The following is a 24,901-nucleotide window of genomic DNA, read 5'->3' on the forward strand; positions in this document are numbered from 1 at the left end:
GCACCTACTAATTTGATTGGTGTCACGTACTAAAACCTTCGTGGCACCGACTAAATCCCTCGCGCCCTGTGCCCCGAATCCGAACCCAGGAGAGCCTCCATGGACATCCGCGCCGCAGTCGTCCAGTCGTTCGGCACCCCGCCCCGCTACGAGCCGTTCGGCCTGCCCGCCCCCGCCGACGAGGACCAGGAACTGGTCGACGTCCTCGCCGTCGGCCTGCACCCCCGCGTGCGCACCGGCGCCGCGGGCAGCCACTACACCAGCACCGGGAAGCTGCCGATGGTCCCCGGAGTCGACGGGGTCGGCCGGCGGGCGGACGGACGCCTGGTGTACTTCGTCGCCGACGACGACCTCGTCGGCCCGATGGCCACCCGCACCGTCATCGACAGCCGCCGCAGCATCCCGCTGCCCGACGGCGCGGACGTCGTGAAGATCGCCGCCGCGATGAACCCCGCCATGTCGTCCTGGGTGGCGCTGCGCCGCCGCGTCCCGATCGAGGCCGGGCAGTCGGTGCTGATCCTCGGCGCCACCGGCAACGCCGGACAGATGGCCGTCCAGGTCGCCAAGCGGCTCGGTGCCGGACGGGTCGTCGGCGCCGGAAGGGACCGGGACCGGCTGGCGGCCCTGCCAGGAATCGGCGCGGACGCGACCGTCGCGCTCACCGACGACGCCGACGCCACCGCCGCCGAGTTGGCGAAGGAGGCCGCCGAAGTCGACCTGGTCGTCGACTACTTGTGGGGCAGGCCCGCCGGCGACGCGATCATGGCCCTGCTGCGGGCCCGCGCCGACCGCAGCCGCGCCCTGAACTGGATCCAGATCGGGTCCATGGCAGGGCCCACCATCGAGCTCCCGTCAGTGGCACTGCGTTCGGCGAACTTCCGGCTCCAGGGCAACGGTCAGGGCGCGGTGTCCACCAGGACGTATCTGGAGGAACTCCCGTCCCTGGTCGAGGAGATCGAGAGCGGCGGCATCGCGGTCACCGCTCGGCCGGTCCCCCTCGCCGAGGTCGAGAGCGCCTGGAACGCGCCCGAGGTCCCGGGTGTCCGCACCGTCCTGGTGCCCTGACCCGGCCGCGGACCGGCAGAACCTCGCCCCTCACCGGCCCGGCGGACGTCACGAGGCGTCGAGCGCGTTCGTGATCGCCTTCACCCCGCCGTGCGACGCGTACCCGCCGTCGACGGTGATCTCCGCGCCGTTGACGTACGACGCCTCGTCGGACAACAGATAGACGACCAGCGGCGCCACCTCGTCGACCGTGCCCGCGCGGCCCTGCGGGGTCAGCGACAGGTGGGCCTGGACGAACACCGGGTTCGCGGAGGCCATCAGCGGGGTCTCGATGTAGCCGGGGTGGATCACGTTCGTACGGATGCCGCGCGGGGCCAGCTCCAGCGCGGCCACCTTCGACAGGCCGCGCAGCGCCCACTTGCTGGCGGTGTACGCGACCGCGTGATGCGCGGTGAGGCCCGCGACCGAGCCGACGTTCACGATGGACGAACCGGCCGGCATCAGCGGGGCGAGCGCCTGGATGCCGAGCAGCGCGCCCGTGGTGTTGACCGCGAACGCCCGGTTCCAGTCGGCGAGTTCGACCGAACCGAGGCGGGCGCGCACGGCGATGCCCGCGTTGTTGACGAGACCGTGCACCTCGGTGAGTGTCGCCGCCAGCCCCGCCCAGTCCTCCGGCGACGACACGTCCAGGTGCTGGTAGCGCACGTCGAGGCCGTCGCCCCGAAGTGACGCGGCGAGCTTCTCGCCCGCCTCGTCCAGGACGTCGGTCGCGATCACCGTCGCCCCCTCCCGGGCCGTGGCCGCCGCCTCGGCGGCTCCCTGGCCCTGCGCGGCCCCTGTGACGACGACGGTACGGCCGGCCAGACGCGTGTGGCTCACGGTTCCTCCAGGGGGTGCGGGCTGTCTCCCGTCCACGCTAGGAAGCCGGGGTCAGCTCCGGAAACGCACGATCGGCATGGGTGGCATCCGCGCCGGCGATCTCGTCGGCGATCTCGCGCACCACCGGGTCGTCCAGCGACGCGCCCACCTTGCGGACCGTCTCCCGCAGCCAGCGGTGCGCCGGGTCCGCGTGCCGGTTGTGGTGCCAGTACATGGCCTCGACCAGCGGTACGTCCGGGAAGGGCGTCGGTACGACGGCACAGCGCGCGAATCCCTCGTAGCGCCGGGCGAGCCGCTCGGGGACCACGGCGACGAGGTCGGTGCCGCCGACCAGGAACGGCAGCACGTTGAAGCCGGGCGTGCTGACCTGCACCCGGGGGGTGATGCCGAGGGTCTCCAACTGGCGGTCGGCGGGGGTGAGTTTGCCGATGACGCAGGCCGCGTGGGGCATCTCCGCGAGGTCGCGCAGCGAGAGCCGCCCGTCCACCAGACGAGGGTTGTCCGGGTCGACGAGACACACGAACCGGTCGTGCATCACCGTCTCGCTGACCCCCGGCAGCTGATAGCCGAGCGGCACGATCATCAGGTCGTGGCAGCGCAGATGGGTCTCCGTCTCCAGCTGCCCGATGACGATCGGGTGGAAGTCGATCCGGATGCCGGGGGCCTCCTGCGCCAGGGCCCGCAGCAGCGGTTCCATGAACACCGTCATGACGTAGTCGGACATCACGACCGAGAACCGCTGCCGGCTGCGCGAGGGATCGAAGTGCCTGGTCAGCGACAGCGCCTCCTCCGCCTTGTGCAGCGAGGACTGGACGACCGGCAGCAGCCGCTCCGCGAGCGGGGTCAGCTCGTACTCGCGGCCCACCCGCACCAGCAGCTCGTCGTTGAAGTGCCGCCGCAGCCGGGCCAGGGAGCCGCTCATCGCGGACTGGCTGGTGGACAGCCGCACCCCCGCGTGGGTGACGTTCTTCTCCTCCAGGAGGGCTTCCAGAGCCACCAGAAGATTCAGGTCGATTGCTCCCAGACCCATGCGTGTGTCCTTCCGGCCGCGTCGTTGAAGCTCGGTGAAACCGGAGCGTAACGACCGGATTCCCGCCGAGGAAGGGGCCGGGGGACAAGTCACAGGGATCCGATAGCTGCCATCGGATCCCTGGATGTGTGCAGGTCGGAAGGGTTCGCAGGGGGGGTCTACGGCCGCGGGGTCCGGCCGCGCTTGCGGGCGCGCGGCAGATATACGTCTCTACGGCCGGGCACGACACGGTTGGAGAGGGTGCCGAGGCGCTCCACCGAGAGTGTCACTTCGTCGCCCGGCTGGAGCGGCGGCGGGGTGCGCTCGCCGACCCGGCCCCAGAACTCCGCCAGCGCGCCCCAGCCGCAGGTGCCCGAGCCGAGGATGTCCCCGGGGCGCACCCAGGTGTCCCGGGAGGCGTAGGCGATCATCTCCTCGAAGGTCCAGGAGACGTTGGCGAGGGTGTCGCGGCCGATCAGCTCGCCGTTGAGGGTGACCGTCATCTCCAGGTCCAGGAAGCCGTCAGGGTCGCGCCGGTCCTCGACCTCGTCGGCGGTGACCAGACAGGGGCCCAGCGTGTTCGCGAAGTCCTTGCCCTTGGAGAAGCCGAGCCCGAGGTTCTTCTCCGGCTTCTGCAGATCACGCGCCGACCAGTCGTTGAAGACCAGGTAACCGACGATGTGCTCGCGCGCCTGCTCGGGCGTGAGGTCACGCCCGGCGCGCCCGACGACCACCCCGACCTCCAACTCGAAGTCGAGCACCGAACAGCCCGCCGGAACCGGCACGTTGTCGTGCGCGCCGTACGCGGCGTGGGGGTTGGTGAAGTAGAAGTTGGGCGCCCGATACCACTCCTCGGGCACGTGCTCCAGCCCGTCCAGGGACTTCGAGACCCCCTCGATGTGCGCCTCGAAACCGACGAAGTCCCGGATGGACGGCGGCTTGAGGGGAGGCAGCAGCCGCACCTGATCCACCGTCAAGTCGCTTGTCTGGCGTAGCGCTTCGGTGCCGGCCGCGTGCAGCACGTCCTGCTCCAGCAGGGTCAGTACGGTGATCCCTTCGGGCAGTGGATGAACGGTCCCGTCGCGCAGGACCCCGGCGCGCTCCACGCCCTCGTGCTCGTATGTCGCGAAACGCATCGCTCACTGCTCCCAGTGGTTGGTGTTGGTGACGGTTCCCGCGCTGAGGTGGCCGGCGAAGAGCCCCTTGGGGTCGTACGCGGCCCGGATCTCCCGCAGCCGCCGCCACTGTTCGTCGCCCATGAACCTCAACTGCCGCACGGTGAAGTCGGAGTCGCCGAGGTACTGGCCCGCGGTCACCGGTTCCATGTCCGCCATCGCCCTGTCCAGCCAGGCGCGCAGCTCCGTGTCCCGTGCCGGGGCGTCGTGGATGACGTACGTGGCGCAGTAGATCTCCGACTGCAACGAGAAGGCCATGTCGGGGAGTTGGCGCAGAGGGGCCATGGAGAACCAGATGGTGAAGGTCTGCCGGGTGGGCTGCTCGGTGAACGCCTTGCGGATCGCCGGGACGACCTCGTCGGCGGGGCCGGTCAGCCAGGCGTTGTCGACCAGGTAGCGGTGGCCCTCGGGGTTGGCGGTGCGCTGACCCGCCAACTGCTCGGCCAGCGTGGTTTGTTGGGCCTCCACGCGGAACAACGCCCGGTCCGCGTACGGGTTGGCGTGCAGCGGCGCCAGTGCCTCGGCGGCCTGCTCGGCGGTGTCGGTCATCGACACGCCCGTGACCAGCAGCACCGGTTCGTCCAGGCCGGGCGGTGTCTGGGTGAGCGCGACGATCTCCACCAGGTCCGAGACCGTGTGGTGCATGCCGTGCAGCCAGGTCATGACCTCGTCGAACAGGTCGAGCGGGTACGCGTGCACGGTGTGGCCGAGGTACGTCGGCAGCGGGCGGGTACGCAGATGGAAGCGGGTGACGATGCCGAAGAAACCCGGGCCCGCGCCGCGCGCCGCCCAGAACAGGTCGCTGTGCCGGGTCTCGTCGGCGCGCACCAACTCGCCCTCGGCGGTGACGACATCGATGGCCACGATGTTCTCCGCCGCCCAGCCCCAGCCACGCGCGTTCCAGCCCTGCCCGCCCTGGAGCAGGAAGCCGCCGATGCCGACGGAGGGGCAGTGTCCGCCGTTGAAGAACCGGCCGAACTCGCCGAGATACGGGTTGAGTTCGTCGCCGCCTTTCACGCTGGGCGTCGCCGTCACGATCCCGGTCCCCGGGTCGTACGCCATCTCGCGGAAGCCGCCGAGGTCGATCAGCAGCGCGTCCTGGCGCACCGACCAGGCGGCCCAACTGTGCCCGCCGGAACGGACGGCGACCTGCCAGCCCCGCTCCAGCGCGAGCCGTACGCCTTCGACTACGTCCTGCTCCGACTCGGCAGTCAGGACGGCGGCCGGTGAACGGTCGGTCGGGCGGCGGGCGTTGAAGACCCGGCCGAAGCACGCGGTCTCGAAGTCCTCGTCGTCGGGGAGGTGGAGGGTGCCGGAGAAGCGGTTCCGGGGTGGGGGCTCGGGGGTCGTCCCCTGATGGAATGCGGTCACGGGCGGGCTCACTTGATCGCGATCGGATTGACGGGGGCACCCACCGCGCCGGTCACCGGCAGCGGCGCGGCGACCAGCAGGAACTCGAAGACACCGTCGGCCGCGCAGTCCTCGGCCAGCGCCTCAAGGTCCCACATCTCGCCCAGCGGGAGACCCATGTTGGGGATCGCTATCTGGTGCAGCGGGGACATCGCGGGCTGCGGGAACTCGTAGGGCCGTACCTCAAGCCCCCACGTGTCGGAGGCGATCGCCGCGATCTCCGTGCGGTGCAGCCAGCCGAGGGTGGTGAAGGAGAGGCCGGGCGCGTCACCGGCGGCGTAACCGCCCCACGCGCCCAGCCGTCGTACACGGCCGAGTTGGCCGGTGCGGATCAGGACGAGGTCTCCGCGCCGTACGGAACTGGTGGCGCCCTGCGCCTCGATCGTGGCCCGCAGATGCTCCTCCAAGATGGGGAATCCGTCCGGGAGTTCACCGTGCTCGTCACCGACCGCGCGACCCACGTCCAGGAGGACCCCACGGCTGGTGAAGGCCTCCTTCATGTGCTCGATGCCGGTGACCGAGTCGCCGTCACCGTTGACGATGGTGCACGGACGGCCGTTCCACGCCTGCTTGTTGTCGTAGATGTGGCCCAGGCCGTCCCACTGCGTGGAGGCCTGCAAGGGCATCACGACGTGGTCGTCGGCGCCGCCGAAGCCGTGCGGGAAACCCTGGGTGCCGGCCGCCGCGTCGGAGCCGGTGTCCTTCATGTAGTGGACCGGGTTGATACGGCCCCGGAAACCGCGCTGCGGGCCCGACTCGTTGAACTCCTGGGCCAGCGAGAAGGATCGCCCGCGCCGCACCAGGCCCACCGCGTGGGCGCGGATCGCGTCGTCGACGAAGTTCAGCGTGCCGAGCACGTCGTCCTCACCCCAGCGGCCCCAATTGCGGTAGGCGGAACGGGCCTTGGCGAGTTCTTCCTCGATCGGACCGAGGGCACCGGCGGTCATCGCGTACGTCCTTTCAGCAGCAGGTCGAGGGCGTTGCCCCCGGCGACGGCGGCCCGGTCGGCCGGGGTCAGCCCGGCCGCGTCCAGACGGGCCACCGGGTCGTCGACGCCCATGTCGAAGGGGTGGTCGGTACCGAGGACGACCCGGTCAGCGCCCACCTCCTCGACGAGGCGACGCAGGGCGCCCGGGGTGTACACCAGCGCGTCGAACCACATGCGCCGCAGATAGGCGCTCGGCGGTTCGGCGCAGCCGCGCGCGTCCTCCCGCACCTGCCAGGCGTGGTCCGAACGGCCGATGTACGTCGGCAGATAGCCGCCGCCGTGCGCCGCCACCAACTTCAGGCGTGGGAAGCGGTCGAGGACACCGGTGAAGATGAGATGCGAGAGCGCGACCGTCGTCTCCACCGGCTGACCGACCGTGTTTCCCAGGTAGTTGGTCGCCAGGCGCTCGCCGAGGGAGCAGCCCCAGGGGTGCACGAAGACGATCGCGCCCAGCTCCTCGGCCCGCTGCCACACCGCGTCGTGCGCGGGGTCGGCCAGTTCGCGGCCGTCGACCGTCGTGGAGACGCTGATGCCGTACAGGCCATGGTCGTTGACCGCCTGATCGAGCAACGCGACCGCGAGGTCCGGGTGTTGGAGCGGGATCGTGCCCAGGCCGTACAGGCGCTCGGGTGCGGTGGCGCAGTGCGCGGCCACGGCCGCGTTGACGGTGCGGGCGAGGTGGATCGCGAGGTCGGGGTCCGCCCAGTAGTGGTGCATCGGCATCGGGCCGACCACCTGGATATCGACGCCCATCGCGCCCAGGTCCGCCAGGCGAGTCGTGACGTCCGTCAACTTGGGCGCCAGGCGCTGGAGTTGGGCACGGTTGGCGGTCAGGGACGCGGGGGAGTGGGCGCGCTGCTCGGCCGCGAGTTCGGCGGCGAGGCCCGGGGTGCCCGCGACCAGGGCGTCGGCGGCGGGGACGGCGAGGTGGCCGTGGAAGTCGACCACGGGCGAGCTGTTCACGCCGCCGCCGTCAGGTGGTCCAGGGTCTCCGACATGATCCGGGCCGGATCGGCGCCGGGCGTGTCCGGGTGGATCTCCCAGTCGGCGAGCTGGAGGGAGTTCTCCAGGACCATCCGCACCCGGGGCAGCCGGCGTGCCATGAAGTGGTCCAGGGCCTTCTCGGCCGGTTCGTCCCCGGTCACCAACTCGGCGAGCAGGACGGCGTCTTCCATGCACATCGCGGCGCCCTGCGCGATCAGCGGCGGACAGGCGTGCGCGGCGTCGCCGATGACCAACGCACGACCGCGATGCCAGGGCTCGTCGACGAGGATCGCCTCGATCCAGCGGTAGTCGACCGCCGTGTCCTCGGGCAGCGAGGCGAGGATCCTGCCCCAGGTCCCGCCGTACCCGGCGCCGCGTTCGCGCAGCAGGCCGAGCGGGGCGCGGGGGCCGATCAGGGTGGTGTCGAGGTTCTCGTCGAGGAGGTAGGCGTAGCACTGGTCGGGGGAGATCGGGCTGTAGCCGGCCTTGAAACGGGGGCCGCCGTAGTACACCTCGGCGCAGTCCATCTCGGCCGGGCGCTCCGCGACGACCCGGAAGATCGACATGCCGACCGGGCGGGGCTTCGCGTCGATGCCGATCAGCGCGCGCATCGCCGAGTTGATGCCGTCGGCGCCCACGACGAGGTCGTAGCGGCCGGTCGAACCGTCCGTGAAGGCCACGTCCACCTGGTCCGGCGACTGGTCGAGCCGGTCCACGCTCAGCCCGAGGCGGACCCGCACCCCGTGCGCGCGCACCGCGTCGCACAGCGCGTCCTGCAGATCCGAGCGCAACGCCCCCGCTGTGGAAGGCAGTTCGGGCCCGCCGGTGTGCGGGGTGTTCAACTCGGTGAGCAGCCCGCCGTCGGCGCGGCGCAGCCGCATGATGTCGAACGGCACCGCCCGGGACAGCACCCGGTCCAGGACACCCACGGAACGCAGCGCCTTGAGCGCGTTGCCCTGAATGGTGATGCCATGGCCCACACCGAACCACTGCGGAGAGATCTCGACGAGCTCCACCTCGGCGCCACGCTGGGCGAGCGCGAGACACAGCACGCTTCCGGTGATGCCGCCGCCTACGACGAGCACCTTCTGTACGGGCATGGGGGTTCCTTGCGAACGTAGACGACGAGTGACGTCAGACCGAGAAGCGGGCGCCGAGTTCGTGGAAGTGCTCGACGGCCGGCGGCTCGGCGAAGAACGGCCCGACCAGGGCCCGCCAGCGGCCGAAGGCCTCGGACTCCCGGAAGCCGACCGTGTGGGCCTCGACCGACTCCCAGCCGACCAGCAGCAGAAAGGTCCGAGGTCGCTCCGCGCCGCGCAGCAGCTCGGCCCAGCGGAACCCGTCGGCCTCGGCCAGCACCTCACGGGCCTTGCCGAACACCTCCGCGAACTCCCGCTCACGACCGGCCTCGACGGTCAGCTCGGCATGCTCGACGACCACTGTGCGCTCCTCGGGTGGTGGGGTGCTCCGAGCCTGCGTGGCGCCCGACGCGGGGGTCAACGGATCGAGGCATCGGCAAGGGGGACGTCATGCATCCCGTACGGCGATGGACCAGCGGTTCAGCCGTCCGGCGGGCCGGTGATGGCAGGCATCGCGGATCGCCATTTCCGCCGCGCCCCGAGGCTGCCTAGCGTCGAGGGCGAGCCCCCACCCGTACGAGGAGAGCGCCGTGCCCGATCAACTGCCCACCCACGCCGGACCGTTCGCGCTCGGCACGTTCGCCGCCGAGGGCGACGGCTTCCCCGGCCTGGTCACCGGGGCGCGTGTGCGCGACCTCTCCGACCTCGTGCCGTCCGTACGCGCGCTCGTCGAGGACTGGGACAGCTGGCTGCCCCGGCTCGGCGACCTCGCGGGGGCGGACGGGGGCACCTGGTACGACCTGGCCGACCTGCGCGTCCTGACCCCGATCGAGCCCGGCCAGATCCTGCAGAGCGGCGCCAACTACCGCAAGCACGTGGTCGATCTGGTCGCCGCCGAGAAGGAGAGCGTGCACGGCGCCACCCCCGAAGAGGCCCGCGCCGACGCCGAGTCGATGATGGACGAACGCGCCCGCAACGGAGTGCCGTACGTCTTCCTCGGCTCACCGCGCGCGATCTCCGGCCCCTTCGACGACATCGTGCTCCCCGCGCTCGGTGAGCAGCACGACTGGGAACTCGAACTCGCCCTCGTCATCGGCAAGTCGGGCAGGGACATCGCGGCCGAGGACGCGATGGAGTACGTCGCCGCGTACACCATCAGCAACGACCTCACGACGCGCGACCGCCTCTACCGGCCCGACCTCAAGGCCATCGGCACCGACTGGTTCACCGCGAAGAACGCCGACACCTTCCTGCCGACCGGGCCCTTCCTGGTGCCGGCGGCCTTCGTCGGAGACCCCGGCGACCTGCGGATCACCCTGCGCCACAACGGAGTCGTCCGCCAGGACGAGTCCACCAAGGACATGATCTTCGACATCCCCCGGCTCATCGCGTACATCTCCACGACCACCACCCTGCGCCCCGGCGACCTGCTGCTCACCGGTTCCCCGGCCGGCAACGGCGCGCACTGGGGCGTCTTCCTGAAGCCCGGCGACGTCGTCGAGTCCGAGATCACCGGCCTGGGCCACCAGCGCAACACCGTCAGGAGCCACGCATGAGCGTCTTCCAGCCCATCACCCATCTGCGCCATGTCGACCTGGCCGTACCGGACTTCGCCCGTCAGCGCGCCTTCTACGGCACGACATGGGGCCTGACCGAGGTCGCCAACGACAGCGGAGTCGCCTTCTTCGCCGCCGAGGGCAGCCCCGAGCAGTACATCGTCCGCATCCGAGAGGACGAGCGGAAGCGGATGGACCTGGTTGCCTTCGGGGCCGCATCGCCGGTGGCGGTGGATGAGCTGCATGGGCGGCTCGGGCGGGCCGGGGTCCAACTCATCGGTGAGCCCGGTGTGTTGGACACTCCGGGCGGGGGCTACGGCTTCCGGTTCTTCGACCCGGATGGGCGGGTCGTCGAGGTCTCGGCGGACGTCGAGACCCGCGCCCACCGCAGGATCGAGGAGCGGGAGGCGATCCCGGTCCGGCTCTCGCACTGCGTGGTCAACTCCCAGGACCCGGAAGGACTGCGGGACTTCTACGTCCGGCACCTCGGGTTCCGGCTCACCGACACCCTGTACTCGACGCACATGGGCGACCTCATGTACTTCCTGCGGTGCAGCCCCCTCCACCACTCGTTCGCGATCGCCCGAGGGCCCCATGTCTCCCTGCACCACGCCTCGTTCGAGATGCGCGGGGTCGAGGAGTACATGCGCGGCACCGGGCGGGCGCTGCGCGCCGGGACCCGGCTCACCTGGGGGCCCGGGCGGCATCTCGCCGGCGACAACACCTTCTCGTACTTCCACGACCCGCACGGCAACACCGTCGAGTACACGACCGAACTCGCCGTCCTCGAAGAGGACTTGTGGCACCCGGGCCGCCATGACGTCGACGACCCGATCACCCAGGACCAGTGGGGCACCGCCGACCCGATGAGCGAGTCGGTCGCCAAGGAGCAGTTCAACGACCCCGACGTGCTGTTCGTGGCGCCTCCCGTCTGACACCTCCGTCCGCCTCCCTCGTCCGGCATCCCCGCTGTCGCGAACCACCCGCAGAAAGGCCGCAGTTGTGGCAACGATCCTGAAGCACGCCGTGCCCAAGTCAGAGGTGACCGCCTCGCTCGACCAGGTACGGGAGACCGTGACCGGCGTCATCGCGGACATCCGTGCGCGCGGCGACGAGGCGGTGCGCGTCTACTCCGAGAAGTTCGACAAGTGGAGCCCCGACTCCTTCCGGCTGACGGACGAGGAGGTCGAGAAGATCATCGCGTCGGTGCCGCAGCAGGTCATCGACGACATCCGTTTCGTCCAGGACCAGGTGCGCACCTTCGCGCGCCACCAGCTCGACTCCTTGCGGGAGTTCGAGGTGGAGACCCTGCCCGGGGTGAAGCTCGGGCAGAAGCACATCCCGGTGCAGGCGGCGGGCGCGTACATCCCCGGTGGCCGCTACCCGCTCACCGCCTCCGCCCACATGACCATCGTCACCGCCAAGGTCGCGGGCGTGCCCCGGGTCGTCGCCTGTACGCCGCCCATCCACGGCGAGATCCCGGCCGCCACCGTCGCCGCCATGCATCTCGCCGGCGCCGACGAGATCTGGCTGCTCGGCGGAGTGCAGGCCGTGGCCGCCATGTCCGTCGGCACCGACACGATGCGGCCCGTGAACCTGATCGCCGGACCCGGCAACGCCTATGTCGCCGAGGCCAAGCGGCAGTTGTTCGGCGAGGTCGGCATCGACCTGTTCGCCGGGCCGACCGAGATCCTCGTCCTCGCCGACGACCAGGCCGACCCGTTCGTGTGCGCCGTCGACCTGCTCTCCCAGGCCGAGCACGGGCCGGACTCCCCGGCCGTCCTCATCACCACCTCCCGCGAGGTCGCCGAGAAGACCATCGCCGAGGTGGAACGCCTCCTGCCCGGCATGCCCACCCGCGACTTCGCCGAGCCGGCCTGGCGCGACCACGGCCAGGTCCACGTCGTCGACACCCTCGACGAGCTGTACGCCCTCGCCGACGACTTCGCCTTCGAGCACGTCGAGGTCCTGACCGCCGAACCGCGCCTCGCCTTGGAGCGGATGACCCAGTACGGCGCCCTGTTCCTGGGCGAGGGGACCTGTGTGTCGTTCGGCGACAAGGTCATCGGCACCAACCATGTGCTGCCCACACGTGGTGCCGCGCGCTATACCGGCGGCCTGTGGGTGGGGAAGTACCTCAAGACGGTCACCTACCAGGAGGTCACCGACACCGACTCCCAGGCGCTCCTCGGCCGACTGTGCGGGCGGGCCGCCCGCGTCGAGTTGTTCGAGGGGCACGCACGCTCCGGTGACGTACGGGCCGCGCGGGCCGCGGGCGACGAGCTGCCCTGGAACACTCCGTGACCCTGGCCGGCCGTACAGCGCTGGTCACCGGTGGCGGCGGACCGCTGGGGCGCGCCTTCGCGCTGGCCCTCGCCGACTCCGGCGCCCGGGTGGTCCTCGTCGGCCGCAACGAGACGGCGCTCGCGGAGGCGGCGGCACAGGTGGAGAAGGACGGCGGACACGCCCGTACGGGAGTGTGCGACGTCTCCGATCCGGCGGCCGTCACCGCGCTCGCCGCCGAACTCGCCGACGAGGACGTGTCGTTGCTCGTCAACAACGCCGGAGTCGCCGGTCCTGTACGGTCGCTGGTCGACATCGAGCCGGACGAGTGGGACGACGTGTTCGCCGCCAACGTCCGGGGCGTGTACCTGATGTGCCGGGCCTTCCTGCCGCCGATGCTCGCGGCCGGGCGCGGTGACGTCGTCAACGTGGCCTCGGTCAGCGGCAAGCGACCGCTGCTCAACCGCACCCCGTACACCGCCTCCAAGATGGCGCTGCTCGGCCTGACCCGGACCCTTGCCGGGGAGGTCGGTCCGCAGGGGATCGCGGTCAACTCCCTTTCCCCGGGCCCGGTTCGAGGCCCGCGCATGGACCACAACTTCCGGCTCACCGCCGAACTGACCGGCTGCACGGTCGCCGAGGCCGAACGCGACTTCGCCTCCCGGGCCGCCCTCGGCCGGCTCGTCGAGGAGCACGAGGTCGCGCGGGCGCTCGTGGCGATGCTCGCGATGCCCGGCCTGTGCGGGGCCGACATCGACCTGTCGGCCGGGATGATCGCCCCGTCGTAGCTGAACGGGGTGCGGTAAACGGCGAGGTGGACGGCTGGCGAGCCGCCCGCCTCGCCGTCGTGTTCAAGCCCGTCCACCCGCTATGACGACTCTGTGTGACCGCCATGAAATGGTCGGCGTGATCCGAGGCATCGGGCTCCCATATGTGTGTGCCGCCCGCCTATTCCCTGGTTCTTGTGGCTGCTTCACTCCCTCGTGCGCACCTTCGGTGCCTCCGCCGGGCCGTCCGCACCCCGCGTTCGACGGCCGGCCGGTCACACTGCGCAACGGCGCATCGATCCCTGGGAAGGCAAGCAATGACGCTGATCACCCGACGCTCGGTCCTGATCGCCGGTACCGCCACGGCCGGAGCCGTACTGGTGCCGGCGGTGTCCGCCACCGCCGCGCCGACGGCCACCAAGGCCACGAAGGCTTCGGGCAAGCGGATCTCGGTCGCATCCGGCGAGACGTACACGGTCTCCGCGACCACCCGCGTGAGCGAGCTGTCCATCGCCGACGGCGGCACGATCACCGCCCCGGACGGCTCCAGCCTCTCCCTGACCGTCGACGGCGTGGAGACCGGCCAACTGCTCACCGCCACCGGCGGAACGGCCACCCTGATCCAGGCCGGCACCTACCGGGGTGACGTCGTCCTGACCGTCGCCGCGGCCAACGAGGTGACGTACGAGACGCTCACCTTCCCGTTCCGGCAGGCGGTGTACGTCGACGGCGACGGTGTGGTCAAGGACAAGTCCGTCCTCGCGGCCGTCCTCGGCGGCAAGCTGACGGACGCCTACGCGAAGAACGTGTCGATCACCTCGACCGGCGAGTGCTTCGACGGCGTGTACGTCCAGGACGCCACCTACACCCTCGACCGGCCCTCCATCTCCCTCACGGGCAACGGCCGTTGCGACTTCGCGGGCTACGGCGCCGCGGTCGTCGGCGACGGTTCCTCGACCACACTCGTCGTGGACGGCGCCCGGATCGACACCAAGGGAGTCGTCCGCACCGCCGTCATCGCCAACGACGGCGCCAACGTCATCGTCAAGGACTCCGTCCTCCGCACCCGCAACGGCGTCCTGCCCGCCGACTACCAAGCCACCGTGGAAACGCCGTACATGGAGTCCGTGCCCTGGATGCTCGGCCTCGACGGCAACGTCCGCGCCACCAATCTCATCGGCGCGAACAGCAAGGCCACCTACCTCAACTCGACCGTGTTCTCCGAGACTTGGGGCGCCCTGTCGGTCGAGGGCGGCAGCGGGCTCAAACTGACCGCGGTCAACAGCCACTTCGGGAACACGGGGGAGTACGGCTACGGCACCTACGCCATCGGTGACGCGACCGTGCGGGTGCTCGGCTCCCGGCTCGACGTCGGCAGCTACGCGACCATCATCGCGGGCCCGGCCGCGGTCGTGCACTACGGCGACAGCACCAGGGCCGCCGTCGCCGCGCTCAACACCGAGCTGGAACTCGGGCTGTCCAAGGCCGAGTTGGCGTCGATCGCGGTGCGCAACACCGTGGTGAACTCCGGGCACTTCGGCTACATGTTCTTCGGCACCGGCCAACTCACCCTCGACGGCGGCACGGTGATCAACTCCGACCGGGCCACCTTCCTCAACAAGGGCCAGCAGACCACGATCAGCGTCGACGGCTCGCGGGGCGCCCGGCTCAACCCGCGCGACGGGATCATCCTCCAGATGATCGAGCTGGACGACCCGGGCCCGGTCCCGGTCAACGGCAAGATGATGAACATCGGCGTCTACACCGAGCCCACCGGCGACCCGGCGAAGGACGCGGCCTTCGACCCGACCGCCGTCCACACCACCGACGGGGCCGCCACCTTCAACTCCATAGCTTTGAAGGGCGACTTCTACAACGGCATGCGCAAGGGCAAGAACATGGTCCTCACCTTCGAGGACGCGAGGGTCGAGGGCGTCATCTCCGCGTCGACCGCCAAGCACCGCGTCTCCAGCATCGACGCGTCGACCTTCTACGAGCTGGGCATCGTCACCAACACCGTGGGAGCCGCCGTCAACAACGGCGCGATCGTGCAGCTCAACAGTGGCTCGACGTGGACGGTCAGCGGCACCTCGTACCTGACCCGGCTCGCCCTCGCCGCCGACGCGACCGTCAAGGCGCCCCGGGGCAAGAAGGTCACGCTGACGGTCGACGGGACGGCCACGGCCATCACGCCGGGCCAGACCTACACGGGCGCCCTCACGCTGACCGTCGCGTGAGCGACGGCGGAGGCGCGCCGCTCAGGGCCCGGGGCTCAGGGCTCAAGGCCTGGGCTTCACGCGAGCCGCGCCTCCGCCTCCTTCGCGATCCGCTCGAACTGCGCACCCATGGCCGCCTGGAGCGCCTGGGCGCCCGACAACGGCCGGACCATGACCGTCAGTTCGTCGATCAGGCCGTTCTCGTCGACGTGGATGAAGTCGCAGCCGGTCAGCTCCCGGTCGCCGATCCGCGCGGCGAACACCAGCGCGTGGTCGGAGCCGTCCGGATCGCCGATCTCCCGGACGTACCGGAAGTCCTCGAAGACCCGCGCCACCCCGTGCAGGATCGCCGCGGTGATCGCCTTCCCGGGGTACGGCTTGAACACGACCGGACTGGTGAAGACCACGTCCTCCGCCAGCAGCGCCTCGACGGCGTCCATGTCCTGCGCCTCGACCGCCTCACGGAACGCACGCATCGGCTCACCTCATAGTCAATTAGTTGAGTAGGTGTGGATGAGACTAATCAACGACTGTTAGCGTGTCCACATGTCCCTCAAGTACGCGGTCCTCGCGGCTCTCCTGGAAGGCGAGGCCTCGGGCTACGAGCTGGCGAAGGTCTTCGACGTGTCGCTGGCCAACTTCTGGCCCGCGACACCGCAACAGCTCTACCGCGAACTGGAGCGCCTCGCGCAGGACGGACTGATCGAGGCACGGGTCGTACAGCAGGAACGCAGGCCCAACAAAAGGATGTTCACGCTCACCGAGGCCGGCCGACGGGACCTCGGCACCTTCGCCGCCGAGCCGCCCCGGCGCCCCACCGCCATCCGCGACGAACTCCTCATCAAGATTCAGGCCATGGACGGCACCGACCCCACCGTGACCCGCGAGCTGATCGAGGAACGCAGGTCGTGGGCGCGCGGCAAGCTCGACCGCTACGAGCGCGTACGGGACCGTCTCCTCGGCGGTCTGACCGAGGAGGAGTACCTGCGTGACGCCGACCGCGTCGGGCCGTATCTCACGCTGATGGCCGGGATCGCCTTCGAGGAGGAGAACCTGCGCTGGTGCGAGCGCGTTCTCGCGATCCTGAAGCAGCGCGTTGCCCTAGGCTGACCCGGATGTTCAGCCCCGAAGGCCCCAGTCTGCGCGAACTCGCCGTCCAGGCCCTGTCGTCCGTCGAGCACGGCTACGACCTCCTCGCGCCCAAGTTCGACCACACCCCCTTCCGGACATCGGCCCCGCTGCTCGACGCGGTCGCCGTGATGCTGGAACGCATCGGCCCCTTCGGCGACGGACTCGACGTGTGCTGCGGTACGGGTGCGGGCGTCGAGGTGCTGACGAGGGTGTGCCAAGAGAGCGTCACCGGCGTCGACTTCAGCTCGGGCATGCTCGACGTGGCACGGGAGCAGGTGAGGAGTGGCGAGCCCCGTGTCTCATGGGTGCGCGGCGACGCCCGGGCCCTGCCCTTCACTTCGGCCTTCGACCTGGTGGTGAGCTTCGGGGCGTTCGGCCACTTCCTTCCCCGTGAACTGCCAGGGCTGTTCGCCCAGGTCCACTCCGTACTGCGCCCCGGCGGCTGCTTCGCCTTCCCCGTCGTCGCACCGCCGCGCCCCGCATCCCCCGCGTACTGGATGCTGTCCGGCTTCGACGCGGTGATGAAGGTGCGCAACGCCGTCTGGCGACCACCGTTCGTCATGTACTACCGGGACTTCCAACTCGGGTATGTACGGCCGGAGTTGGAGCGGGCCGGCTTCGAGGTCGACCTCTACGCGCTGCCCGAGTTCGGGCACCGCGGCGACGGCAGCCCCCGCGTCCGCATGGTCGCGGCGCGACGGCTGCCGTAGCCGCGGCGGGTCTCAACCGGTCGCTGTCGCCGCCGACTTGATGACCTTCGTGACCAGGTCCGGGTGGGAGATCATCACGACGTGAGAGGAGTCCACCACGGTCGTGTGCGAACCGGCGCGCTTGGCCTCGAAGCGTTCCAGGTCGGGCGCGATCGCCCGGTCCTGCGCCGCCACGACCGCCCACGAGGGGATGTCGCGCCAGGCCGCCGCCGTGGCGACGTCCGTGAACGCGGCCGCGCTGATGGGGCGTTGAGAGGCCCCGAGCAGTGCGGACGTGGAGGCCGGGAGGTCGGCGGTGAACACCGCGTGGAACTTCGCCGTCTGGATGGCCAGATCGGTTCCGCCCGAGCCGTCGGGCAGCGGCTGCAACGCGTCGCCCAGCTGCGACCCGGGGAACCGCGCGCCGAGTTCGCCCAGTTGCTCGCCCTTGTCGGGCACGAAGGCCGCGACGTACACGAGCGCCTTCACGCTCGCGTCGCCCGCGGCCGCCTGGGTGATCACCGCGCCGCCGTAGGAGTGCCCTACGACGACCTTCGGGCCGTCGATCGTCTTGAGGAGTGCGGCGAGGTAGGCGGCGTCCGAGGTCAGCCCGCGCAGCGGATTGGCGGGCGCCACGACCGGGTAACCCGCCTTCTGCAGCCGGGAGGCCACCGCCGACCAGCTGGACGCGTCGGCGAACGCCCCGTGCACGAGGACCACGGTGGGCTTCGGCGTGGAGTGCGAACCCCCGGTGGCGGAGGCCGCCGAGGCCGGGAGCGCGGTGGCCGCGAGGGTGCCCGCCGCCACAACTGCCCCCAGGAGTAAGGGTCTACGGGAAATCGTCATCGGTCAGCTCCGGTTGAGGTCGAGGAGATCGGCGTCGTACGCGTGCTCATCGGTGTCCGGTAGGCCGTACGGGAGTTCAGGCATAGCGGCGCACGAACGACAGGGCGGTGTCCGCGACCTCCTGCCAACCGTGGTCGATGGTCAGGGCGTGGCCCCGGTCCTTGATCTCGGTGATCTCGGTGACGCCCTTGTTGTGCTGCTGCTTCTTGTAGGAGGCGTTGGCGATCGACCAGGGCACGGTGTGGTCCTTCTCGCCCGAGATGATCAGGAGCGGGCCGCGCTCGGGATTCTCCGTGTCGACCTTCGCCTCGGTCCACGGGTTGAGGTTCGCCGTGGCCGCCTGGAACAGCGGGGCGCCCGGCGCGGGCACCGCGAACGTCTCGTACAACTCCCGTGCCTCCTCCTCGCCGACGGCGTTGGCGAAGCCGTAGCGGAACTGGTCGTAGGTCAGGGGGACAGCGCGATTGCGGTTGGCGGGGTTGCTGAGGACCGGTGCGGAGGAGCGCAGCGCGGAGATCGGCAGCGGCAGCACGCCCCGGAACGGCGCCGGGTCGATCGCCACGGAGACGGCGGACAGCCCGCGCCCGGCGAGGATCTGCGTGAGCAGTCCACCGAAGGAGTGGCCGATGATCGCCGGCTTGCGGGTCAGTGCCCCGATCAACTGCGTTAGGTGGTCGGCGACTTGGCCGACCGTCTTGCCCGCCATGACCTCCGGGTGCTCGTTGGCCTCCTTGACCGTCTCCGGGTCGTCGGGCCAGGACAGGGAGACCGGCGCGTACCCGGCCTGCTCGAAGTGTGCCGCCCAGCGGTCCCAACTGCTCGGCAACAGCCACAGACCGTGGACAAAGACGACCGGCGTGCGTTCGATGGCGTTCGCCCGCTCGATCTGCTGTACGTCGATGTGGGTCATGTCCCGAAGTATGCGTCCGCGGAGTTCCAGGAGTCCGTCGTATCAGGGCACTTGGCGAAGGATGACGCCATTGTCGTGGCCTGGGTGATCTCCTACGCTGAACGGCGTGGGGGCAAGAGTGCTGTCCGGGAACGGAGTTGTACATGCTCAGCAAGGGTGAAGCCGGCGAAGCGGTCCGCCAGGCCAAGGTGAACACCGGTGTCACATGGGCCCAGTTGGCCGAGGCCGTGGGCCGGCCGCTCGCGTGGACCACGGCGGCCCTGCTGGGCCAGCACCCCATGTCCAAGGACGAGGCGGCGACGGCCGCCGCCCTCCTCGAACTCGGTGAGGATGCCGCCCTGGCCTTCCAACTCCAGCCCACCCGGGGCGCGTTGGACGCGGCCGTACCGGTGGACCCCACGATCTACCGGCTCTACGAGGTCATCCAGGTCTACGGCCCCACCATCAAGGAACTGATCCACGAGCAGTGCGGCGACGGCATCATGAGCGCCATCAACTTCCGCCTCGACGTCAGCCGCGTGCCCGACCCCGCCGGTGACCGGGTCGTCATCACCCTCGACGGCAAGTACCTGCAGTACCAGTGGGAGTGACCGTGCCCCGTCAGCGGCTCCGGACCGCGTTGAGCCGGGCGGCCTGACGGGTCAGGTGGTCGCGCTCGGCGAGGTTGGGCGCCTTGAGCGCCGCCTCCGCGTACAGCCGGGCCGCCGTCTTCAGGTCGCCGTCGCGTTCGTGCAGATAGGCCGCCACCGCGGTGTACCGGGGGAGGGAGTCGTCCAGTGCGGCGAGCGCGGCCAGGCCGGCGCGCGGGCCGTCGGCCTCGCCCACGGCGACCGCGCGGTTGAGGCGGACCACCGGGCTGTCGGTCAGACCGGCGAGCTCGTCGTACCACTCGACGATCTGCACCCAGTCGGTCTCCTCGGCGGTGGGCGCGTCCGCGTGGAGCGCCGCGATCGCGGCCTGTGCCTGGAACTCGCCCAACCGGTCGCGGGCCAGGGCGACTTGGAGGATCGTGACGCCCTCGGCGATCGCCGAGGTGTCCCATCGCGCCCGGTCCTGTTCGGCGAGCGGGACCAGGCTGCCGTCCCGCGCGGTCCGGGCGGCGCGCCGGGCATGGTGCAGCAGCATGAGGGCGAGCAGGCCCGCGACCTCGGGGTGGTCGATCGCGGCGGCGAGCTGCCGGGTGAGCCGGATCGCCTCGGCGGCGAGGTCGACATCGCCGGAGTAGCCCTCATTGAAGACCAGGTAGAGGACGCGCAGCACGGTCGCGACATCGCCGGGCCGGTCGAACCGGACGTCGGAGACGGTGCGTTTGGCCCGGCTGATCCGCTGCGCCATCGTCGCCTCGGGCACGAGATAGGCCTGCGCGATCTGCCGGGTGGTGAGCCCGCCGACGGCGCGCAGGGTGAGCGCGACCGCCGACGACGGCGTCAACTTCGGGTGGGCGCACAGGAAGTAGAGCCGGAGCGTGTCGTCCGCGGCGGGCGCGGGGCCGGGCGCCGGCTCCTCGTCGACCAGATCCTCACGTCTACGGCGGGCGGTGTCCGCCCGCGTCGCGTCGAGGAACCGCCGCCAGGCCACCGTGACCAGCCACCCCTTCGGGTCGCGCGGCGGATCGTCCGGCCAGACCCGGACCGCCTCGACGAGCGCGTCCTGTACGGCGTCCTCGGCCGCCGCGAAGTCCGCTCCGCGGCGGACGAGGATCCCGAGCACACTCGGCGTGAGGCTCCTCAGCAGGACCTCGTTCACTTAAAGGTGCACTCCGTGGTGGTGGAGTGCACGCCCAGGAACGGGCGCAGCTCCAGCCACTCGTGGATCGCCCTGCCACCGGCGCCGGGGGCGGCCGACAGCTCACCGGCCAGCTCCACCGCGCGCTCGTAGGTGTCGACGTCGATCACCATCCAGCCGGCGATGACGTCCTTGGTCTCGGCGAACGGGCCGTCGGTGACCGGCGGGCGCCCCTCTCCGTCGTAGCGGACGAAGGTCCCCTCGGGGGAGAGCGCCTGGCTGTCGACGAACTCCCCGGTCTTCTCCAGCCGGGCCGCGAAGTCGTTCATGTACTGGACGTGGGCGGAGATCTCCTCGGGCGTCCACTGGTCCATGGGGACGTCGTTCACGGCGGCGGGGGCGCCACGGTAGTGCTTCAGGAGCAGGTACTTGGCCATCGTCGTTCTCCTCGGTGCTGGTGCGACCCATTGTGGTCGCGTTCACCTCGGGGACGGAGCCGGGCGCGGGTTCTCGACATCGGCGGGCGGATTTCTCGCCGCGAGTTCGCGGGATCTGCGGGGAAGGGCGGAAAGGGAGGCGTACCCACTCCTCTTCCCTTCTTAACGTATAGCGCACCGGGGGGCTTGCGGCAAGGCCCCCGTCGTGCCGCAGAATGTCCGGCCTAAGGGCATGACCTGCGGAAATGGGAGTCGCGAATGCGTGTGCTGTTGACGACGTGGGGATCGCGCGGGGATGTCGAACCCATCGCGGGACTCGCGGCCCGACTGCTGGAACTCGGCGCGGAGGCGAGCGTCGCCGCGCCGCCGGACGAGGAGTTCGTGGAGCTGCTGGCCCGGGCCGGTGTGCCGCTGGTGCCGCTCGGTCCGTCGGTGCGCTCGGTGGTGACCGGGGCGAGGCCGCCGTCGGCGGCGACCGCGTTCCAGCTCGCACCCGAGCTGGTCGCCGCCCGCTACGAGACGCTGCTGCCGGCGGCCGAGGGGTGCGACGTGCTGCTGGCGAGCGGCCTGATGCCGACCGGCGCCCGCTCGGTGGCCGAGAAACTGGGCATCCGCTACGTGTTCGCCTGCTTCCACACGGCCGGTCTGCCGTCGTCGGAGCACCGGCCGCCGGCCCGGCCCGGCCATCCGTCCTCGCCGGACGAGACGGACATCAAGGTGCTGTGGGACGAGGACGCCCAGCGCGTGAACGCCCTCTACCGCGAGGCGGAGAACCGGCACCGGGCGGCGATCGGCCTGCCGCCGGTGGACAACGTCCGCGACCACGCGTTCACCGAGCGGCCGTGGCTGGCCTCGGACCCGGATCTGTTCCCGTGGCAGGACCAGACGGATCTCGACCTCGCGGTGACCGGATCGTGGATCCTGCCCGACGAGCGCCCGCTCCCCGCGGATCTGGAAGCGTTCCTGAAGGCGGGCGAGCCGCCGGTGTACGTGGGCTTCGGGAGCATGGCACTCCGTACCTCGCCCGACATGGCCCGGGACGCCATCGACGCGGTGCGGGCGCGGGGGCACCGTGTCGTTCTCGGCCGCGGCTGGGCGGAGCTGGCTCCGGTCGACGACCGGGACGACTGCTTCGTCGTGGGCGAGGTCAACCACCAGGCGCTGTTCGGCCGGGTGGCCGCGGTCGTACACCACGGCGGGGCGGGCACCACGACGGCGGCCACGCTGTCCGGCGCGCCCCAGGTGGTCGTACCGCAGATCGTGGACCAGCCATACTGGGCGGCACGGGTGGCCGAGCTGGGCATCGGCGTCGCACACGACGGGCCGACACCGACCTACGACTCCCTGTCGGCCGCTCTCTCCACCGTCCTGGCCCCCGAGACGCGGGCCCGGGCACGGACTGTGGCCGGCAAGCTCCGCACCGACGGGACGACGGTGGCCGCGAAGATGCTCCAGGACATGGTCAGCGGGGAAGGGCGGTCCACGCACGCGTGAACCGGCCGAACCGAGCACACGAGAAACCGCACGCACCGGTCCCCACGCCCAGCAGCACGCCGGGCCGTGAGCGACCTCAGATCGGAATTGATGCCGTGAACCCCCTGACCACCAGCGCCTTCGACCTCCCCGACCGGCTCTCCGCCAAGGCCGACCCGGCGCTGATCGCCGACGACGAGCAGCACTTCGCGGCGATCGCGGAGAGCCTTGAGCAGTCGATCGCGGAACTGACCGAGCAGCTCGACACCGAGCGCAGGGCGCCCGGAGGCATCGGCCGGGCGGCGATGGACCGGGACACGGAGATCCACCGGCTCACCACACGGCTGCGCACCCTACGTCGCTTCGGCCTGGACCTGTGTCTCGGCCACATGGTGGACACCAACACCTCCGAGCCCGTGTACATCGGGCGGCTCGGTCTCACCGACAGCACGGGCCGACGCCTGCTGCTCGACTGGCGCTCGCCCGCGGCGGAGCCGTTCTTCGGCGCGACCCACGCCAACCCGATGGGTCTGGCGAGCCGGCGCAGGTACCGCTGGACGCGCGGTCGGATCAGCGACTACTGGGACGAGGTGTTCACCGCGGACGGCTTCGTCGGGCATGCCGCGCTCGACGACCAGTCCGCGTTCATCGCGAGCCTCGGCGGCAACCGCTCGGGCCGGATGCGCGATGTGCTCGGCACCATCCAGGCCGACCAGGACGCCATCATCCGCGCGGGATCACGCGGCGCGCTCGTCGTCGACGGCGGTCCGGGCACCGGCAAGACCGTCGTCGCCCTGCACCGCTCCGCCTACCTCCTCTACTCCGACCCGCGCCTCGGCCACCGCAGGGGCGGCGTGCTGTTCGTGGGTCCGCACCGGCCCTATCTGGACTACGTCGCGGACGTCCTCCCCAGCCTCGGGGAGGAGGGCGTGCAGACCTGCATCCTGCGGGACCTCGTCGCCGAGGGCGCCGCGGCGGTCGCGGAGGCCGACCCGGAGGTGGCCCGGCTGAAGTCGTCCGTGGAGTTGGTGCGGGCGATCGAGCCGGCCGTCCGGTTCTACGAGGAGCCGCCGACCAAGGGCATGAACGTCACCACGCACTGGTCCGACATCCGGCTGAGCGCCGAGGACTGGGCCGTCGCGTTCGAGGCGGCCGAACCCGGCACCCCGCACAACGAGGGACGCGAGCAGGTCTGGCAGGAGCTGCTCACGATCCTGGTGGACAAGCACGACGACACCGCCTCGCCGCGGGACGGGGAGGACGGGCAGGTCACGCCCGAGCAGCTCCGGCGGTCGCTGCGGCAGAACAGGGAGCTGCTCACCGCCTTCAACCGTGCGTGGCCGCTGCTCGAAGCGGCCGACCTCGTCGGCGACCTGTGGACGGTGCCGGCGTACCTGCGCAAGTGCGCACCCTCGCTGAGCCGTGACGAGGTCCAGCGGTTGCAGCGCGCGGACGCCCAGGCCTGGACGGTGTCCGACCTGCCGCTGCTCGACGCGGCACGGCAACGGCTCGGTGACCCCGAGTCCGCGCGCCGCAAGCGCCGGCAGGAAGCCGCCGTGGCGGCCGAACACGCGCGCAGGACCGACGTCATCGACAGCCTGCTTCAGAACGTCGAGATCGACGAGAGCGAGGGCGCGATGGGCATGCTCCACGGAAAGGACCTACGCGACGCGCTGATCGACGAGGCGGCACAGGTGTCGGCCATCGAACCCGACCTGCTCGCCGGGCCGTTCGCGCACATCGTCGTGGACGAGGCCCAGGAACTCACCGACGCGGAATGGCAGATGCTCCTGCTGCGCTGCCCGTCCCGCAGCTTCACCATCGTCGGCGACCGCGCCCAGGCCCGGCACGGGTTCACCGAGTCGTGGCAGGAACGGCTGAAGCGGATCGGGCTCGACCGGATCAACCTCGCGTCCCTGACCGTCAATTACCGCACCCCGGAAGAGATCATGACGGAGGCCGAGCCGGTCATCCGTGCCGTGCTCCCGGACGCCAACGTGCCGACCTCGATCCGCAGCAGCGGCATCCCCGTCGTCCACGGACCCACCTCCGGCCTGGAGTCGGTCCTCGACACCTGGCTCGCCGAGCACGCGGACGGGATCGGCTGTGTCATCGGGACCGGCGACCTGGACGCGGGCATCTTCCGGGCGAGGCCCCGGGTCAGGGCGCTGACTCCCGAGCTGTCCAAGGGACTTGAGTTCGACCTGGTCGTCCTTCTCGACCCGGAGAAGTTCGGCGAGGGCATCGAAGGAGCCGTCGACCACTATGTGGCGATGACCCGGGCGACCCAACAACTCGTCGTGCTCACGAGCGCCTGAGTCGCGCCGGCGCGCGGCGAG

At 70.7% G+C, this 24,901-nt stretch carries 24 protein-coding genes; 11 read left to right on the plus strand and 13 right to left on the minus strand.

What is annotated here, in order from left to right:
* Nucleotides 1-99 precede the first annotated feature (99 nt).
* Nucleotides 100-1,065 carry a zinc-binding dehydrogenase gene (locus OG714_RS46875; RefSeq protein ID WP_406130445.1) on the plus strand — a complete coding sequence of 322 codons (966 nt, stop codon included), beginning with the start codon at nucleotides 100-102 and terminating at the stop codon, nucleotides 1,063-1,065.
* 48 nt (nucleotides 1,066-1,113) lie between these two features.
* Here the strand turns inward: OG714_RS46875 and OG714_RS46880 are convergent, their stop codons facing one another.
* From OG714_RS46880 to OG714_RS46915, 8 genes are all read right to left on the minus strand, one after another.
* Nucleotides 1,114-1,884: an SDR family oxidoreductase gene (locus tag OG714_RS46880; RefSeq protein ID WP_406130447.1), complete on the minus strand. Its 771-nt coding sequence runs from the start codon at nucleotides 1,882-1,884 to the stop codon at nucleotides 1,114-1,116.
* Between the two features lie 37 nt (nucleotides 1,885-1,921).
* Complete coding sequence (locus OG714_RS46885; protein ID WP_406130448.1) at nucleotides 1,922-2,914, minus strand: LysR family transcriptional regulator; 993 nt, start codon at nucleotides 2,912-2,914, stop codon at nucleotides 1,922-1,924.
* Nucleotides 2,915-3,072: 158 nt separating this feature from the next.
* Nucleotides 3,073-4,029, minus strand: a complete 957-nt coding sequence (locus OG714_RS46890; RefSeq protein WP_406130450.1) for a fumarylacetoacetate hydrolase family protein — start codon at nucleotides 4,027-4,029, stop codon at nucleotides 3,073-3,075.
* A gap of 3 nt (nucleotides 4,030-4,032) precedes the next feature.
* A complete protein-coding gene (locus tag OG714_RS46895) occupies nucleotides 4,033-5,439 on the minus strand; it encodes an FAD-binding oxidoreductase (protein ID WP_406130452.1) in 1,407 nt (468 codons plus the stop codon).
* A gap of 8 nt (nucleotides 5,440-5,447) precedes the next feature.
* Nucleotides 5,448-6,425, minus strand: a complete 978-nt coding sequence (locus tag OG714_RS46900) for a cyclase family protein (protein WP_406130453.1) — start codon at nucleotides 6,423-6,425, stop codon at nucleotides 5,448-5,450.
* Nucleotides 6,422-7,429 (minus strand): amidohydrolase family protein, encoded by a 1,008-nt coding sequence (locus OG714_RS46905; protein ID WP_406130455.1) that lies wholly within the window; start codon nucleotides 7,427-7,429, stop codon nucleotides 6,422-6,424. The genes OG714_RS46900 and OG714_RS46905 overlap by 4 nt, the downstream gene beginning before the upstream one ends.
* On the minus strand, nucleotides 7,426-8,550 hold the full coding sequence (locus OG714_RS46910) for an FAD-dependent monooxygenase (protein WP_406130457.1): 1,125 nt from the start codon (nucleotides 8,548-8,550) through the stop codon (nucleotides 7,426-7,428). Before OG714_RS46910 ends, OG714_RS46905 begins: the two co-directional genes overlap by 4 nt.
* 34 nt (nucleotides 8,551-8,584) lie before the next feature.
* Complete coding sequence (locus tag OG714_RS46915) at nucleotides 8,585-8,890, minus strand: antibiotic biosynthesis monooxygenase family protein (RefSeq protein ID WP_406130459.1); 306 nt, start codon at nucleotides 8,888-8,890, stop codon at nucleotides 8,585-8,587.
* A 229-nt stretch (nucleotides 8,891-9,119) separates the two neighbouring features.
* On the opposite strand from OG714_RS46915, the gene OG714_RS46920 reads away from it, so the two are divergent.
* The 5 genes from OG714_RS46920 (at nucleotide 9,120) to OG714_RS46940 (ending at nucleotide 15,372) form a co-directional block, all read left to right on the plus strand.
* A complete protein-coding gene (locus tag OG714_RS46920; protein ID WP_406130461.1) occupies nucleotides 9,120-10,085 on the plus strand; it encodes a fumarylacetoacetate hydrolase family protein in 966 nt (321 codons plus the stop codon).
* Nucleotides 10,082-11,020 carry a VOC family protein gene (locus tag OG714_RS46925; RefSeq protein ID WP_406130463.1) on the plus strand — a complete coding sequence of 313 codons (939 nt, stop codon included), beginning with the start codon at nucleotides 10,082-10,084 and terminating at the stop codon, nucleotides 11,018-11,020. The genes OG714_RS46920 and OG714_RS46925 overlap by 4 nt, the downstream gene beginning before the upstream one ends.
* A 67-nt stretch (nucleotides 11,021-11,087) precedes the next feature.
* Nucleotides 11,088-12,389: a histidinol dehydrogenase gene (hisD, locus tag OG714_RS46930; RefSeq protein ID WP_406130465.1), complete on the plus strand. Its 1,302-nt coding sequence runs from the start codon at nucleotides 11,088-11,090 to the stop codon at nucleotides 12,387-12,389.
* A complete protein-coding gene (locus OG714_RS46935) occupies nucleotides 12,386-13,156 on the plus strand; it encodes an SDR family NAD(P)-dependent oxidoreductase (RefSeq protein WP_406130466.1) in 771 nt (256 codons plus the stop codon). The genes hisD and OG714_RS46935 overlap by 4 nt, the downstream gene beginning before the upstream one ends.
* A 296-nt stretch (nucleotides 13,157-13,452) precedes the next feature.
* The gene (locus OG714_RS46940) at nucleotides 13,453-15,372 is read left to right on the plus strand and encodes a hypothetical protein (RefSeq protein ID WP_406130468.1); all 1,920 of its coding nucleotides are present in this window, start codon (nucleotides 13,453-13,455) and stop codon (nucleotides 15,370-15,372) included.
* Between the two features lie 56 nt (nucleotides 15,373-15,428).
* Here OG714_RS46940 and OG714_RS46945 read toward each other — a convergent pair whose 3' ends face one another.
* Complete coding sequence (locus OG714_RS46945) at nucleotides 15,429-15,827, minus strand: nuclear transport factor 2 family protein (protein ID WP_406130470.1); 399 nt, start codon at nucleotides 15,825-15,827, stop codon at nucleotides 15,429-15,431.
* A 70-nt stretch (nucleotides 15,828-15,897) separates the two neighbouring features.
* On the opposite strand from OG714_RS46945, the gene OG714_RS46950 reads away from it, so the two are divergent.
* Nucleotides 15,898-16,461, plus strand: coding sequence for a PadR family transcriptional regulator (locus OG714_RS46950; RefSeq protein ID WP_406130471.1), 564 nt, complete (start codon nucleotides 15,898-15,900; stop codon nucleotides 16,459-16,461).
* Between the two features lie 5 nt (nucleotides 16,462-16,466).
* Nucleotides 16,467-17,192: a methyltransferase domain-containing protein gene (locus OG714_RS46955; RefSeq protein ID WP_406130472.1), complete on the plus strand. Its 726-nt coding sequence runs from the start codon at nucleotides 16,467-16,469 to the stop codon at nucleotides 17,190-17,192.
* Nucleotides 17,193-17,204: 12 nt separating this feature from the next.
* Here the strand turns inward: OG714_RS46955 and OG714_RS46960 are convergent, their stop codons facing one another.
* Together OG714_RS46960 and OG714_RS46965 are read right to left on the minus strand one after the other, a co-directional pair.
* The gene (locus tag OG714_RS46960; protein ID WP_406130473.1) at nucleotides 17,205-18,017 is read right to left on the minus strand and encodes an alpha/beta fold hydrolase; all 813 of its coding nucleotides are present in this window, start codon (nucleotides 18,015-18,017) and stop codon (nucleotides 17,205-17,207) included.
* A gap of 76 nt (nucleotides 18,018-18,093) precedes the next feature.
* The gene (locus tag OG714_RS46965) at nucleotides 18,094-18,927 is read right to left on the minus strand and encodes an alpha/beta hydrolase (protein WP_406130475.1); all 834 of its coding nucleotides are present in this window, start codon (nucleotides 18,925-18,927) and stop codon (nucleotides 18,094-18,096) included.
* Between the two features lie 143 nt (nucleotides 18,928-19,070).
* Here OG714_RS46965 and cynS point away from each other — a divergent pair, with 143 nt between their 5' ends.
* Entirely contained in the window at nucleotides 19,071-19,517 is a 447-nt protein-coding gene (gene cynS, locus OG714_RS46970) for a cyanase (RefSeq protein ID WP_406130477.1), read from the plus strand.
* Nucleotides 19,518-19,527: 10 nt separating this feature from the next.
* On the opposite strand, the gene OG714_RS46975 is transcribed toward cynS, so the two are convergent.
* Together OG714_RS46975 and OG714_RS46980 are read right to left on the minus strand one after the other, a co-directional pair.
* Nucleotides 19,528-20,673: an RNA polymerase sigma factor gene (locus tag OG714_RS46975; protein ID WP_406130479.1), complete on the minus strand. Its 1,146-nt coding sequence runs from the start codon at nucleotides 20,671-20,673 to the stop codon at nucleotides 19,528-19,530.
* Complete coding sequence (locus OG714_RS46980; RefSeq protein ID WP_406130480.1) at nucleotides 20,670-21,089, minus strand: YciI family protein; 420 nt, start codon at nucleotides 21,087-21,089, stop codon at nucleotides 20,670-20,672. Before OG714_RS46980 ends, OG714_RS46975 begins: the two co-directional genes overlap by 4 nt.
* Nucleotides 21,090-21,347: 258 nt before the next feature.
* Between OG714_RS46980 and OG714_RS46985 the strand changes: the two genes are divergently transcribed.
* Both OG714_RS46985 and helR read left to right on the plus strand, forming a co-directional pair.
* A complete protein-coding gene (locus OG714_RS46985) occupies nucleotides 21,348-22,583 on the plus strand; it encodes a glycosyltransferase (RefSeq protein ID WP_406130481.1) in 1,236 nt (411 codons plus the stop codon).
* Nucleotides 22,584-22,678: 95 nt separating this feature from the next.
* Entirely contained in the window at nucleotides 22,679-24,880 is a 2,202-nt protein-coding gene (gene helR, locus OG714_RS46990) for an RNA polymerase recycling motor ATPase HelR (RefSeq protein WP_406130483.1), read from the plus strand.
* Nucleotides 24,881-24,901 lie beyond the last annotated feature (21 nt).

Source organism: Streptomyces sp. NBC_00989, assembly GCF_045162655.1.
Classification (GTDB): Bacteria; Actinomycetota; Actinomycetes; order Streptomycetales; family Streptomycetaceae; genus Streptomyces.

Excerpts from the sequence above, each read along its gene's own strand:
- OG714_RS46875 (WP_406130445.1), top strand. The coding sequence starts at position 100 with ATGGACATCCGCGCCGCAGTCGTCCAGTCGTTCGGCACCCCGCCCCGC.
- OG714_RS46885 (WP_406130448.1), bottom strand. The coding sequence starts at position 2,914 with ATGGGTCTGGGAGCAATCGACCTGAATCTTCTGGTGGCTCTGGAAGCC.
- OG714_RS46890 (WP_406130450.1), bottom strand. The coding sequence starts at position 4,029 with ATGCGTTTCGCGACATACGAGCACGAGGGCGTGGAGCGCGCCGGGGTC.
- OG714_RS46900 (WP_406130453.1), bottom strand. The coding sequence starts at position 6,425 with ATGACCGCCGGTGCCCTCGGTCCGATCGAGGAAGAACTCGCCAAGGCC.
- OG714_RS46910 (WP_406130457.1), bottom strand. The coding sequence starts at position 8,550 with ATGCCCGTACAGAAGGTGCTCGTCGTAGGCGGCGGCATCACCGGAAGC.
- OG714_RS46925 (WP_406130463.1), top strand. The coding sequence starts at position 10,082 with ATGAGCGTCTTCCAGCCCATCACCCATCTGCGCCATGTCGACCTGGCC.
- OG714_RS46940 (WP_406130468.1), top strand. The coding sequence starts at position 13,453 with ATGACGCTGATCACCCGACGCTCGGTCCTGATCGCCGGTACCGCCACG.
- OG714_RS46945 (WP_406130470.1), bottom strand. The coding sequence starts at position 15,827 with ATGCGTGCGTTCCGTGAGGCGGTCGAGGCGCAGGACATGGACGCCGTC.
- OG714_RS46950 (WP_406130471.1), top strand. The coding sequence starts at position 15,898 with ATGTCCCTCAAGTACGCGGTCCTCGCGGCTCTCCTGGAAGGCGAGGCC.
- OG714_RS46955 (WP_406130472.1), top strand. The coding sequence starts at position 16,467 with ATGTTCAGCCCCGAAGGCCCCAGTCTGCGCGAACTCGCCGTCCAGGCC.
- OG714_RS46960 (WP_406130473.1), bottom strand. The coding sequence starts at position 18,017 with ATGACGATTTCCCGTAGACCCTTACTCCTGGGGGCAGTTGTGGCGGCG.
- OG714_RS46965 (WP_406130475.1), bottom strand. The coding sequence starts at position 18,927 with ATGACCCACATCGACGTACAGCAGATCGAGCGGGCGAACGCCATCGAA.
- cynS (WP_406130477.1), top strand. The coding sequence starts at position 19,071 with ATGCTCAGCAAGGGTGAAGCCGGCGAAGCGGTCCGCCAGGCCAAGGTG.
- OG714_RS46980 (WP_406130480.1), bottom strand. The coding sequence starts at position 21,089 with ATGGCCAAGTACCTGCTCCTGAAGCACTACCGTGGCGCCCCCGCCGCC.
- OG714_RS46985 (WP_406130481.1), top strand. The coding sequence starts at position 21,348 with ATGCGTGTGCTGTTGACGACGTGGGGATCGCGCGGGGATGTCGAACCC.